Origin of the sequence: Fluviispira multicolorata (assembly GCF_009208585.1) — a bacterium.
In the GTDB taxonomy this organism is placed as follows: domain Bacteria; phylum Bdellovibrionota_B; class Oligoflexia; order Silvanigrellales; family Silvanigrellaceae; genus Silvanigrella; species Silvanigrella multicolorata.
Genome location: NZ_WFLN01000004.1, coordinates 722580 through 736343, shown reverse-complemented (window position 1 = coordinate 736343; position 13764 = coordinate 722580). Strand labels below are relative to the sequence as shown.

Below are 13764 nucleotides of genomic sequence, written 5' to 3'. Positions count from 1 at the left end.
TATTAACAAAAAATATTAACCGAGTTTAATACCTTCTTTAACGCAGTAAGCTTCGATACCGATCTTATTTACAGTACGTAAAGCGCTTGTGCTAAGACGGAATTTAACAAATTTACCAAGACCTGGAGCATAAAATTTCTTTTCTTGTAAATTTGGGAGAAGACGAACTTTAGTTCTATTTTTAGCGTGAGAAACGCGGTTGCCAACAAGACCGCTTTTACCAGAAAGCTCACATACACGTGACATAGCAAAACCTCCAAGAGTTTTTTTCTTCAAAAATGAGTTCAACAACTGACTTAAAGGAAATTAAAACCCCTAGAAGCCGTCGTAAGCATAAAGGCTGTAGCAGAATTTCTACGGCGAGGCAAGAGCCTTTCTCAGCTATAAGGTAAGATTCTTTTGGGATATTGACAGATTCTCAATGGCGTCCATATTTGCTTAGAACGTAAATAAATTCCTTTGGTAAGTGCTATCAGAGGCGGTAAGAGGATATCATGGAAGACAAAAAAAGCGATAGATTATCTCCGAATGAAAAAAATAAAAAACAAGTAAAAGATCATGTGATAAAATTAGACACAGAAAAATTGCCAGTCGTTATAAATAAAAAAGTTAGAGTTATCCCTAATAAATATAAAGAAATATCAGAAAAATCTGATGAAATTGAGTCTAAAGAAAATATACTTAAGATAGTTCCAGTAAAAAATATTGTTCTATTTCCTCATAATGTCCTTCCTTTTACCGCCGGAAAAGAATGGACCAATGAATCGGTAGACAGAGCAATTCGAATTGGCGGGAAAATTGGTATATTAGCTCAAATCAATCCTGAATCAAATTCACCTGAGGCAAGTGAGCTTTATTCAGTTGGAACTGAAGCTAAGATATTAAAAATAATGAAATTTCCAGATAATACCTATGGCGCCGTTATCCAAGGAATGAGACGTTTTAAAATCCGTAATTTTATTAGCATTGAGAAGGAACGTTTTTCTGCGGATGTCGAATATCTATCTGACTTTCCTCCAACTGAAGAAAATATCGAAGTAGTTGCAATAGGAAAGGCTATGAAACAGCTTGTCCAAAAGGCAATCAGTTTATCACCTAATATTCCAAATGAAGTCAGTTTATTTATAGATAATGTTCAAGATTCTAGCTATTTAGCAGATCTTATTGTGCCTTATTTAAGTATTGATTTTAGAAGTAAACAGTCTTTACTCGAAATCAATGATCTTGAAGAGCGACTTAAAAGAGTTCATGTTCTATTAACGAGAGAAATTGAAGTTTTAGAAGTGTCTCAAAAAATCAATTCTGATGTTCGTTCAGAAATGGGGAAACAGCAAAGAAAATATTATGTTAAGGAACAGCTAAAACTTCTTCAAAAAGAACTTGGAGAACTCGATGGTCGTACAACGCAAAGTTCAGGTGACCCTTCTGAGCTACTTGAAAAGATTCTCAATAGCAAAATGTCAGCAGAAGTGCGTGAAGTCGCTCTACGTGAAGCAGAAAGAATGGGGCTTATGCAACCCGGTTCTCCGGAGTTTATGGTCAGTCACACATATTTAACTTGGTTACTTGATATACCTTGGGAAACTCATACTCAGAATGAGGTTAATTTAAAAGAAGCTAAGTCTATTCTCGATCTCGATCACCATGGATTAGAAAAAGTTAAAAAGAGAATTTTAGAATTTCTTGCAGTCTGCGCTTTAAAAAACTCTTTAAAAGGTCCTATCTTGTTATTTGTAGGCCCTCCAGGAGTAGGAAAAACAAGTTTAGGGAAATCAATCGCCAAAGCATTAGGACGTAAATTTGCCCGTATTGCGCTGGGTGGGGTACGTGATGAGGCTGAAATTCGAGGTCACAGACGAACCTATATTGGAAGTATGCCTGGTAAAATAGCAGATGCGCTCAAAAAAGCAGGTTCGATGGATCCTGTTATATTATTTGATGAAGTTGATAAACTTGCCAATGACGGCAGAGGTGATCCATCCAGTGCGTTGCTCGAAGTACTTGATCCAGAACAAAATAGTACTTTTACAGATCACTATTTAAATGTTCCATTAGATTTAAGTAAGGTTTTTTTCATAGCAACCGCAAATAACTTACACTCTATTCCTCCTCCATTACGCGATCGAATGGAAATTGTTGAACTGAGCAGCTACACATTAGAAGAAAAAACTCACATTGCTTTTGAACATTTATTACCTCAAGTCATAGAAGGCCATGGGATGGCAGAGGTCGCTGATATAAAAATGACCGAAGAAACTATGAAAAATCTTATTCATTTTTATACTCGTGAAGCTGGTGTGAGACAATTAAAACGAGAATTAGCTGGTGTTATACGCTCGATTGCAAGGGAGTTTGTTGAAGCAGGCTATGTAAAAGCGAGTGATAAATCGGAGCAAGAGTTAGTGAAGGTTAAACCACCTGAAAGAGTTGTTACTTTAGAAGAGGTTAAAAAGTTCTTAGGACCTATTATTTTTTCTGATAGAAAACGACCACAGGAACTCCCTGTTGGGGTTGTAACTGGACTTGCTTGGACTCCAAATGGGGGAGATGTTTTATATATTGAAACAGCTTCAAGTGCACCAGGGAGTGGCAAATTCGGTCTTACGGGCCAACTAGGTGAAGTTATGAAAGAATCTGTACAGACAGCTTTTGCTTATATTCGTTCAAATGCAAAATTATGTGGTGTAGACTCGCGCAGTGTTATTAAAAAAGACCTCCATATCCATTTTCCAGAAGGTGCTGTAAAAAAAGATGGTCCAAGTGCTGGAGTTGCTGCTTTTTTAGGAATGGTCAGTCAATTTACAGGGAAAGCAATTGCTTCAGATCTTGCAATGACTGGTGAGATTTCATTGCGTGGTGAGATTCTTGCCGTTGGTGGAATTAAAGAAAAGCTGCTTGCTGCACATAGATATGGAATTAAAAAAGTTTTAATTCCATTTGAAAATGAGAGAGATCTTGAAGAAATACCTGCTGAAGTATTAAAAGAAATGAAAGTTATGCCTGTTTCTACATTAAACGAAGTTTTGTCAATTGCTTTTGAGAAGAAAAAGAAAATGAATTCAAAAAAAGTAACAAAAGCTTCACGTGTAAATTCATCGAGGACTTATAAGAGAATATGAATACGATATACCTCGATCACAATGCGACAAGTCCTCCTTCAAAAGAGCATCTTAGTTTATTGTTTACAAAAATTTCGCAATGTTCTGGAAATCCTTCTAGCCCGCATTCAGTTGGCCGTTCTGCTTCGGTCGCTATCACCGAAGCCCGTCGTACAATTGCACAGGCATTAGGAGTGGATGTTGCTGAAATTTTATTTGTTTCTGGAGGATCAGAAGCGGATAATTTAGGGATAACAGGAGTTTTGCGTCAAACCAACATTCCTTTAAAAGAGCAACACACAGTTTCAACAACTATCGAGCATCCAGCGGTACGTGAACCTTTAGAGTATTTAAATAAATCTGAGGGTTTAAATATAACATGGGTAAAAGCCAATGAAGAGGGTTTTGTTTCTTTAATTGATATTTTAAAAAGCATAAATAAAAATACAACATTAATAACAATAATGGCAGCAAATAGCGAAATTGGCTCTATACAGTCGACAAAAAAACTAGGAGATTTTCTTCATTTTAAAAGATGGGGTGTTTTGGCAAACCCTTCCGATAAAAATGAATTTGAAGAATTAGGGCAAAATCTTTCTGAAGAAGTTTCAAATGAAATTCTGAAAAAAATGCATTTTCATGTTGATGGGGTACAAGCTTTTGGAAAATTAAAAATTGAGGAATGGTTTTCTCCTGGAGTTGACTCCTGTGCAATTTCTGCACATAAATTAGGCGCATTGCAGGGGATAGGAGCGCTTTTTTTAAGAAGAGGGCGTAAATTTAAGCCTTTTATTCTTGGGGGAGCTCAAGAAAAAAATCGGAGGGCTGGCACCGAAAATCTACCAGGAATTGTGAGTTTTGGTTTAGTCACTCAAGAGTTATTAAGTGAAAATTGGTGGGAAAAAATAAAGCAAATGGATGAGTTTAGAAATTATCTTTTTCAAGAGATATCTAAAATTTCTTCTGTTACTTTAAATTCACCTCAAAAAAATGTGTTGCCAAATACAATTAATTTTTCAATCAATGAAAAAGGACTTCGAGGGGAAGACCTCCTTGTTGAACTTGATATAAAAGGAATTTGTGCAAGCTCCGGGTCAGCATGCAGCAGTGGGGCTAATTTGCCATCTCATGTTATTTTAGCCCTTGGAAAATCCATTGAGCTAGCAAAAAACGCTGTTCGCATTTCTCTTTCAAGGAATACTACAAAAGATGAAATTGAGCTTGCACTTAAATCTCTAAGAAGTTATTTAATTAAGTAATTTAAAATGTCTGTGAAATTTCAAATAGTCAAAATTTTATAAATATTTATTTAAAAGTATGATATATTCTAGATTGAATATATTCTTTTTTTTTTAAAGTAAACTTAATAATCTAATTAGGATTTTGTTATGTTATCTAAATTTAGCATAAAGAAAAAAATGATTTTTTGGAACATAGTGATTATTATTTTATTTATGATTTTCCTGATAATTATTGGAAATGACTCTATAAATAAACTTATGGATGAAAAGAAAACACAAATTAAAAATCTAACAGATTCTGCAGGTGGTATCATATATAAATATATGAACCTTGAAAAAGAAGGAAAAATAACACATCAACAAGCGCTTGAAGGAATTAAAATTGCCTTGAACAGTGCTCGATACGACGGAGATAATTATTTCTTTGTTGGTGATAATGATCTAAGACAGATTATAAATCCCAAACGCCCTTCAGATGATGGTGTGGTTCAAAATTCTCCTCAATATAAAAATTTCTTAGATATTTCTTTAAGAAATAAAGGAGGAGATTTTTTAACTTATTCAACAACTCGACCTGGTAGTAACAAGGAATTTCGAAAGCTTACATATTTATTACCTATTCCTGAGTGGAAATGGTACATTGGTACAGGTATATATATTGAAGATGTAGAAAAGCAGAAGCAAAAATATATACTTTTTGAACTATTAATTTTTATTATAATAACTTCATTTTTGATGCTTGGAGGAAATAAAATTGCTAATTTTATATCAATACCACTCTCAAAACTTTCAGGTTTGCTTAAGCAATCTTCTTTAAAAATGAAGGAAAAATCAGAATTGTTAACTCAAATGAGTGAAGCTGTGGGAAGTTCCTCTAGAGAGCAGGCCCATTCTATTCAGGAAACCGCTTCTGCAATATCTCAAGTGACAAGTATGATTTCAAGAACTTCTTCTCTTACGAGTAACTCTGAAAATTTATCTCAAACAATAAGCAATCAAATTGCTTTGGGCAATAAAGCTGTAACAGATATGGTTTCATCTATGGACGCCATTCAAGAAGCAAGTCAAAAACTCTCAGAAATTGAAGAAATTATAATACAAATTGAAAAGAAAGCTACGGTTATTAATGAGATTGTAACAAAGACAGAGTTACTTTCTTTAAATGCATCTATTGAATCTGCTCGGGCAGGCGAGTATGGTAAAGGTTTTGCTGTTGTAGCTGAAGAAGTCGGTAATTTAGCAAAAACGAGTGGTAAGTCTTCAAATGAAATAAGAGAATTATTAGATCAAAGCAGAGTGAATGTTAAAAATATTTTAGAACTCACAATCTCTCGTGTTTCAGAAGGACAGAAAAAGACAATTGAAGTTTCTAATATATTTAATAAAATTATTCATGATGTGAATGATATTCAAAATCAAATGTCGCAAATTACTGAAGCAACGAAGGAACAAGAAATTGGTGTTAAACAAATTTCTACTGCAATGGCAAATATAGATATGTCAGCGACAAAAAATTTATCAAATGCCGATAAATCAATTCTTGTATCTTCAGAGGTTTTAGAAATTAGTAAAGAAATAAATTTAATAACGATAAAGACAGAAGAAATAGTATTTGGAAAGTAATAAAAATAATTTTAATTAATAACTGCAGCCTTTTTTTGCTCTGTTTGGATATTTAACAAGGAGAGCTTGTATAACTGCTAGTATTTTTTTATTTTCTAGAATTTCATTATGTAAGTATGCCTGTGGTACATAATGCATAGTAAATGCATCAATTGCAGAATTTGTTTTATTCTCATCAAAAATAAAATTTTTAATATAATTGTTACCAAATTTATTTAATTTATTTAATGCACTTAAATCAGAAAACTCTGTTTCTCTCAAATTATATCCCCTCATTAAAAGTCGTTTCTCAACACTTAAATTTGAGTTATTTTTAGGATTTTTATTTTTATTTCGAGCATGTTCAATATTATATCCGAGTTCATACAGTCTACTTTGCACCACTATTCTTGATACATTTCCTTGAATGTATTTATTAATATTTGCAATCTCAGTTTGAATTTCACTCTCTGTGACCCAACCTCCTATACCGTTTTCATATAATCTTTTCCAAGGAAAAAGAGGACCTGGATCAAATTTTCTATCAAGTGCAATATCAGAATGTCCCACAATACACAGAGGATCAATTTTATGTCGATTTAGAATATCTTTAGAGAGACTGATAATAAGTTTTTGCTGAGTTTCAGAATATGGTATCCATTGCATATTTTCTTGAGGACAATTTACTTTGCGAATTTTGCACTTAAACCCCAAGTTTTCAATCTCAACTCCAATAGAAATAACATTTATATTTTGCCTACTTTTCCATTCACTTTCTCCACTGTGGGGAACTCTCTTATTTTCATCTGCTAAGCTATAAATTGTTTTGGAATGAGCAGGTATAAACCAGTGTGCTCCATGTCCTCCCTCAGTGAGATGTTTTAGTGATTTCTTAAATGGTAGAGCTGTATAGTGGAAGACAATGGCCGTGACTTTTTCATCTTTAAACCTTTTTTGATATTTATTAACTTTTAAATATTTTTCATTTATATTATACTTTAAGGTGTCATCAATAATTGTTTTTTGTTTTATTTCGCTATTTACAATTTCACTCAATTTTTTTTCATCACTTTTATCAGCAGCTAAATTTGATCTTGTCTCATCAATTTCAATTTTATTTGTCTGAGTTCTGCAACTCATAAAAAGTATTGATATTAAAGTAATAAAGTTTAAATTTATTTTCATAAAATTAATTATCTTTTTTCTTGTGAAAAATAAGAGTTATATTAAAAATAATACAATATAATATAAAAAATATAAAATTTATTTTGCAGCGTTATTGTTTTGACATTTAAAATTTAGTTGAATGTAATTAAGTTTAAAAGTTTTATTAATAAACCATAATATATCAACGTATGAGATTTATTCTTATAAAATTCTTAAAGAAATAATTCAATATTAATTTTCTAACAAGATTCTCTCAATTTCTTTGAGAGCGAGTTTGAATTTTGTTGGTGCACAGCCTAATCCTAAGCGAAAACCAAAACCCTTATTTAAATTTGACAATCTATACTCTTTATAAGTTGTTTCATTTTGAAAATCATATTTACCAAACTCCATACTTGAGAGTGGTAAAACAAAAACACCTGCATCAATGAGTCTTTGAATTAGTGTATTGGATTCTTTCTGGGTCGTTGCTTTTTTAAAACCTAAAACAGTTACCAGTCCACCTTGTGGAATCACACCGTAAACTGTATTTGAAGATTTCAAAAAATCGTTGAGGATTGTTTTATTTTCAATCCACTCATCTTTTATAGTCTTAAAAATGGTGCTTGTTTTATTTTTTAAGACTTCTAAAGAGATCCATTCAGTAATTGGATTTACAGTGTGTGTCGTATAATTCTTTTCATTTTGCATTGTATCCAGAGCATTTTTAGGACCAACACACCATCCAATCCTTAAGCCAGGAACACCAAAACATTTAATAAATGATCCCGTTATAAAAGTATTTCCATTGGGTTTATATACTGTTTCTCCTAAAATATTTCTTTCAGAAGAGAGAAATCGATAATGTTCATCCCCAATTATTTTACAGTCAATTTTAAGCGCTGTATTTGCCAATTGTTGTAAGAATATTTTTTCAAAAATATATCCTGAAGGGTTATGGGGATTATTTATTAATAAGCAATCAGGTTTATTTTTTTCTAAAATCTGAATCCATTCTTTTTCATCAATGTAAGGTGAGCCATCTTCTAAAAAACGAATTGGCAGAGGTATTACACTCGCTCCTAATGAGCTTGGCAATTCATATAGGAGTTGAAATGCAGGCAATGGTAGAGCAATCTTATTAGGGGATAAATAACGAAATAATAAAAAGAGAGCTTCACTGGTTCCAGTGGTTATGAGTACATTTTCGCGCGTGCTGCCAGGATGAAAATCTGCAATTAAATTACGCAAATCATCTCTGCCGCGATTTGGACTGTCACACAAAATGGTATTTAAAAAAATTTGTGAGGCTTGTTCTTCAGTAAGATCTGAGCCAAGTAGCAAATCCTTGACATGACGTGGACTTCCGCCAGATTCACCAAGATTAAATCGTGAATTAAAACGATATGTTTCAAGCCAATCCTCCATAATAAACGTATTGAGAGCTTTCATTTTATTTCTCCAGCTTCTTGACGGATTTATGCAAAAAGCCCCATGATAACTCAGTGATTCATCTTATTATGAAGGGGTTAAGCACTTGTGTTCCATTTAAACAACTTAAAATATAGTTCCAGAATTGTGAGTTTCCATTTTAAGGGATTTTTACTTATCCTTTTTTCTTTACTTTGTATAGCATGTAAGTCAATTACTTTAAAAGAAGCAGAATCAATCGAATCCTCTTATTCACTTCTTCCTTTGGAAGATAAAAATTATGAACCGATTTTGTCAAAATGGTTTAGGGAAAATTATAAATATAGAGACCTCGAACTTTTGTTTGTTTCTTCAGCAACTTTATTATCACCACAAATGAAAAATGCTTATGAAAAAAGACTTATCGAAACTCAAGGTAATAATGTTAAAATTGATAAAAATATTTTAAATGATAGCTCAACTTTTGGTATTATTATAAATCATTTTACAAAAAATAGAGTATTATTAGAACTAAATGATCAAAAACTTTGGACTCTTCAATTAAATATTGATGGTAAGGACTATTCGCCAGATTCAATTATTTATTATAAGAATAAAGACATGTTATCATCCTATTTTCCAGATAATAACTATTGGAGTCGTTTTTATTTAGTTCTTTTTAAGCTGCCTCCTCCCATTTTAGACAAAATAGAGTCTGTTAATGTTAGGCAAAAAAATGATAAGAATCAAAGTTTGCCTCAAATCGATGATAGAACTATTGTCTTCACAATGAACTCAGGAGAAATGCAAATGAAATTCTCTTGGATCCATTGAAAAGTATCTAAATTGGAAGGAAAATATTTTGGAATTATTGCAGAACTTAGATTCTGATAAGAATCATCTGACTGAAGAGCAAAGATTAAGGAAAATTGCTGATGGATTTCGATATTGGGTCTGTTCTGAGTTAAGAAATCTTGAATTCTCTGAACGTATTTTTTTGCGTGGAGATTACTTATTTGCAATTGATGGCAAGCCACGTTTTGTTGTTATGATAGATGAATTAGGTGCGTGGTCAGTTGCTTTGTCAGGCGAAGACAATGCTTTAAAGTTCGTTGTTGATGAAAAATGTCCATGGAAGGTTGATTTTTTACAAATTAAAAACGTCATTGAAGGTTCTTCACGCGCTACAATTCTAACCGACTCATCGACATTGCATAAATTATTAATAGGTACTTTAAAAGCACGTATTGCTTTTGTAACTGGTAAAGTTACAATAACGGGTGATCTTGCTGCTTTTCTAAAAATGGTATCTATATTAAAACGCAATGGAGTTAAGCCTGGTGTATGAAAAAAGTTAAAATAAATAACGTTGGCAATGCCGGAACTGTGCTTATTACAGGTGCATCTAGCGGTATTGGACTTGAATTTGCACATATTTTTGCTAAAGAGAATTATAATCTAATTTTAATTGCACGAAGTGAAGATAAATTACTTCATTTATCAAATGAATTGAGTGAAAAATATAAAATTAATTGCAAAATAATTCCATGTGATTTGGCAAAAATAGGTGCTGCGCAAGAGATATTCAAACGAACAAAATCATTGGGATTGCATGTAGATATTCTAGTCAATAATGCTGGGTTTGGTGCACATGGTTTTTTTAAAAACATAGATCTCAAAACAGAATCTGAAATGATTCAGGTTAATATCACAGCTCTTACCGAATTAACAAAATTATTTTTAAATCCAATGCTTGAACATGGGGAAGGTAAAATATTGAACGTGGCATCAACTGCTGCATATCAACCCGGACCCTTAATGGCAGTTTATTATGCAACCAAAGCATATGTGCTTTCATTTTCAGAAGCTTTAGCCAATGAACTCAATGGTACGCAGGTTTCTGTGACTGTCTTATGTCCAGGACCTACACAGTCCGGTTTTCAAGCGGCCGCAAAGATGGGAAATGATTTAAAACTATTTAACTCTACAATGATTGCAGATTCCTCTTCTGTTGCTTATGCGGGTTATAAGGGTCTCTTTACGTCACAAAGAGTGGTTATTCCGGGGCTCAGTAATAAAATAGGGGCTTGTTCTACAAAGTTTTTACCGCGAAGTTTTACTGCATCTGTTGCACGTTGGTTGCAGGAAAAGCGAAATTAAAGCTATCATTTTCGACTCATTCTTTCTCTTTCCTCTAGGCTAAGTTCATATCTTTTTCGAGGTAACTTTAAATTATGGGCTGGCACTGTTGGAATGGAGTCTATACCAATGTTTTGTTTTGAACCGTAATCTAAAAGTTCTGCGGCGTTTTTAGTTTTTGGAAATGGGGATTCTTCATCGAAAAAAGTATTTCTTTTTCTTGCTTCATGCATTGAAGAATTCGTAGGTTTTGCTTTTTGTCCTACATTTAAATTTCCAAACATTTCTTGGGTTTTTGCTCTTAATTCAAGAGTCATTTCAAACAGATCTACAACTCTGTGGGTTATTTTTTCGAGGCTGTCTTCGGTTAATATGAGTCCAAAACGACCTTCTACTCCACTTTCTTCTATTATTTCACGTATCGCTTGACTTGTGGCCGTTCTAAAAATTTGGCTCATAGGTCACTCCTTCTTTTGCGGCAAAAAAATGCTAATATAAATATTATATATTCCTTTTGCTATTTAAAAATTTTACTCGTCAAGAATGAGCTGTGAAAATTATTCCCTTTTGATTATTTTAAAAAACATTTTAAAATCAATATGTTAAATGAATAAAAAGCACTTGATATTGACAAATTCTAGGCATATTCTTTCGCTGTAAGTAGGACTCTCTAATGTTGAGTTTTGCGTTTATTTTTATTTAAGCCAATGTTTCGGAGAGATTATGCCTGAGCTTCCTGAAGTGCAAAATTTTGCTCAAGCCTTACAAATAAATTATGTCGGTCAAAGTTTTACTGAAATTGTATTTCATAGGGAGAACTTAAGATATCCGTTTGAAAAAGAGAAATTAAAAAAAATCTTTGCAAATGGAAATGTATTTTTAAAATGCTTTCGCGAAGGAAAACAACTTATTTTAGAAACCACTGGAGGTTTTGTTCAAGTCAGTTTGGGTATGACAGGGTCTTTTAAAGAAGCGAATAAGAATGAAGTTGAAAAACATCAACATGTTACGTTAAATTTTAAAAATGGGCAGTCCCTCGCTTTTTTAGATCCGCGTCGATTTGGTTTTTGGAAAGTTAGAGATTCAGATGAACCAAAAAAAATAATTTGTGATCCACTCAACCAAGAAGATCTTGAACAATTATTTGTATCAACGCAAATAAATCAAAAAAGTTGTTCTGTAAAGGATATGCTTATGGATCAAAACTTAATTGGTGGAATAGGTAATATTTATGCATTGGAAGCGCTTTTTTTAGCAGGAGTTTCACCTTTAAAAAATTGTGATCAAATTTCTAAAATAAAGTGGAGAAAACTTTCTGAACAAATTCCTTCATTACTTAATAAAGCTATAGAACATGGTGGTTCTAGTATTTCAACTTACAGATCTTTGAATGGCGAAAAAGGATCATTTCAAAAACTTCATTTGGTTTATGGCAGAGAAAATGAAAAGTGTTTAAAGAAAAAGTGTAATGGTGTTATATTAAGAGTTCCCCAAAGTGGAAGAAGTTCTTGGTATTGCCCCTTATGTCAAAATTAAAGCAAGGTTTATATGATTAGCAGTGAGCAAATAAAAAATATAGAATATGTAATTTTGTATTCTGACTTAAGTTCTAATCCTGAAAAAACCGTGGAAGAGATTTTATATTTTTTAAATATGAATATAAATATTGAAAACTTTAAAACAGGCTATTGTGTTATTCCATATAAATTATTTCAGCCTTGGTTGGGGAATGAAGTCTTTTTAAACGCATATTATAGAATAATTCCTAATAATAATAAATTAATAATTGAATCTATTCTAGTTGAAGAAATTGAAGCTCCTCAAAATGACTCTTCAGAAGTGCATAATAAAAATGCAAAATTATTTAATGTAAGATTTGAAAACAATGAAAGCAAACCACAAAAGAATACCATAACCGTAAAGTTAGATTTACATTCTTTTCAAGATCTTAATAAAAAATACTCACAAAATTCAGATAAAGGTTTAATATTTAAAATAAATGAACCATTTTTGTTTGACCCTGTCGCAATACCAAAACCATGGGGTCAAGAAATTTGGTTCACAGGAGTTGAAAAAAGGGGAGTTTCAAACATAAAAACTTTTGTAGATAATTCTACAAGCCTTCCTTTTCCATGGATCTTTTCAGCTTTACCAAGTCTTTTGCAGGGAGCAGAGTTTTCAGGAAAAAATTTAACTCTGGTTAAAATTCTAGACCCTTTACCTGATGAAGTGTATGGGGATCTCTACTATGAATTGCATACTGAAAAGAATGAAGTTTATATTGTTACTGATATTACTTCGACTAATGGACGCATAAAGTTTGGAGCAAATACTGAAAAATTAAAATCATTTTCAAATCAAAATGATTATAAAGATTCTTTTTTAATTTGTATTAAAAAGTATGAAGAAATTAGAAGAAAAATAGATTCTATTATTGATGAGTTTCGTATAACTGAAGGTATTGATCTCAATTTGCCTTTGCCCGCTGAAAAAATAAAGTTGTGGCACAAAAGTATCCCCGAAGAATTGCTTTCGTTAGAATTTAAAATGCGTCAAGAAATGGATTCCTATGCTGGATATTTAAATTTAAATATTGGAGATGTGATTAGCGTATCTACCCATATCCCACATGCATTACAACATGGTGTGCGCGTAATTGAATTTCAAACACCGACTTATGAAAGATTGATAATAAGTTTTGCTCAAAAAGTATTGACTCAAGCGCATTGGGATTCAGAGGATGCTATTGCTATCATGAATGTACATCCACCTCAAATGATGGATTTAGATATTATTGAACAAAATGATCTTTATTTAGAAGAATTAGTTTGTTCATTTAAAGAGTTTACTTCAACTCGAATAATAATAAATCATGATTGTATTTATAGAATTAAAAGTGAGAATAAATATAAAATTCTATTTTTAGTGAGTGGTAGCATAAAGATAATAGATAAAAATCAAAAAGAATTTCTTTGTCAGGTCGGGAATTGTGTATTCCTATCAGCTAACACAGATTTGAGTCTTCTAAGTGATAAAAATTCTGTTATATTAATGTGTTACCCTAATTGAGCCTTTCTTTAGCTCTGTTTTAAGTTCCCTAAAAAAACTCCGATACTCTCTTGAGTCAT

12 protein-coding genes are annotated in these 13764 nt (G+C 32.3%); 8 read left to right on the top strand and 4 right to left on the bottom strand.

Annotation, left to right across the window (positions count from 1 at the left end; genetic code table 11):
• Positions 1-15 precede the first annotated feature (15 nt).
• Positions 16-246: a 50S ribosomal protein L28 gene (rpmB, locus tag GCL57_RS03170; RefSeq protein ID WP_152211808.1), complete on the bottom strand. Its 231-nt coding sequence runs from the start codon at positions 244-246 to the stop codon at positions 16-18.
• Between the two features lie 248 nt (positions 247-494).
• Between rpmB and lon the strand changes: the two genes are divergently transcribed.
• The 3 genes from lon to GCL57_RS03155 all read left to right on the top strand — a co-directional run bounded on the left by lon (position 495) and on the right by GCL57_RS03155 (position 5962).
• Entirely contained in the window at positions 495-3119 is a 2625-nt protein-coding gene (gene lon / locus GCL57_RS03165; RefSeq protein ID WP_152211807.1) for an endopeptidase La, read from the top strand.
• Positions 3116-4357: a cysteine desulfurase family protein gene (locus GCL57_RS03160; RefSeq protein ID WP_152211806.1), complete on the top strand. Its 1242-nt coding sequence runs from the start codon at positions 3116-3118 to the stop codon at positions 4355-4357. The genes lon and GCL57_RS03160 overlap by 4 nt, the downstream gene beginning before the upstream one ends.
• 129 nt (positions 4358-4486) lie before the next feature.
• A complete protein-coding gene (locus GCL57_RS03155) occupies positions 4487-5962 on the top strand; it encodes a methyl-accepting chemotaxis protein (RefSeq protein ID WP_152211805.1) in 1476 nt (491 codons plus the stop codon).
• A 15-nt stretch (positions 5963-5977) separates the two neighbouring features.
• Here GCL57_RS03155 and GCL57_RS03150 read toward each other — a convergent pair whose 3' ends face one another.
• Entirely contained in the window at positions 5978-7126 is a 1149-nt protein-coding gene (locus GCL57_RS03150; RefSeq protein WP_152211804.1) for an N-acetylmuramoyl-L-alanine amidase, read from the bottom strand.
• A gap of 213 nt (positions 7127-7339) precedes the next feature.
• Positions 7340-8539: a pyridoxal phosphate-dependent aminotransferase gene (locus GCL57_RS03145; RefSeq protein ID WP_152211803.1), complete on the bottom strand. Its 1200-nt coding sequence runs from the start codon at positions 8537-8539 to the stop codon at positions 7340-7342.
• Between the two features lie 87 nt (positions 8540-8626).
• Between GCL57_RS03145 and GCL57_RS03140 the strand changes: the two genes are divergently transcribed.
• Genes GCL57_RS03140 through GCL57_RS03130 form a run of 3 tightly spaced genes read left to right on the top strand, consistent with a single transcriptional unit; the run spans position 8627 to position 10657 of the window.
• On the top strand, positions 8627-9331 hold the full coding sequence (locus GCL57_RS03140; RefSeq protein ID WP_152211802.1) for a hypothetical protein: 705 nt from the start codon (positions 8627-8629) through the stop codon (positions 9329-9331).
• A gap of 28 nt (positions 9332-9359) precedes the next feature.
• On the top strand, positions 9360-9845 hold the full coding sequence (locus GCL57_RS03135; RefSeq protein WP_152211801.1) for an SCP2 sterol-binding domain-containing protein: 486 nt from the start codon (positions 9360-9362) through the stop codon (positions 9843-9845).
• Complete coding sequence (locus GCL57_RS03130) at positions 9842-10657, top strand: SDR family NAD(P)-dependent oxidoreductase (protein WP_152211800.1); 816 nt, start codon at positions 9842-9844, stop codon at positions 10655-10657. The genes GCL57_RS03135 and GCL57_RS03130 overlap by 4 nt, the downstream gene beginning before the upstream one ends.
• Positions 10658-10662: 5 nt before the next feature.
• Here the strand turns inward: GCL57_RS03130 and GCL57_RS03125 are convergent, their stop codons facing one another.
• Positions 10663-11094 carry a hypothetical protein gene (locus tag GCL57_RS03125; protein ID WP_152211799.1) on the bottom strand — a complete coding sequence of 144 codons (432 nt, stop codon included), beginning with the start codon at positions 11092-11094 and terminating at the stop codon, positions 10663-10665.
• Between the two features lie 265 nt (positions 11095-11359).
• On the opposite strand from GCL57_RS03125, the gene mutM reads away from it, so the two are divergent.
• Both mutM and GCL57_RS03115 read left to right on the top strand, forming a co-directional pair.
• Positions 11360-12172, top strand: a complete 813-nt coding sequence (mutM, locus tag GCL57_RS03120) for a bifunctional DNA-formamidopyrimidine glycosylase/DNA-(apurinic or apyrimidinic site) lyase (protein WP_152211798.1) — start codon at positions 11360-11362, stop codon at positions 12170-12172.
• A gap of 12 nt (positions 12173-12184) precedes the next feature.
• The gene (locus GCL57_RS03115; protein WP_152211797.1) at positions 12185-13705 is read left to right on the top strand and encodes a hypothetical protein; all 1521 of its coding nucleotides are present in this window, start codon (positions 12185-12187) and stop codon (positions 13703-13705) included.
• The last annotated feature ends 59 nt before the right edge of the window (positions 13706-13764 follow it).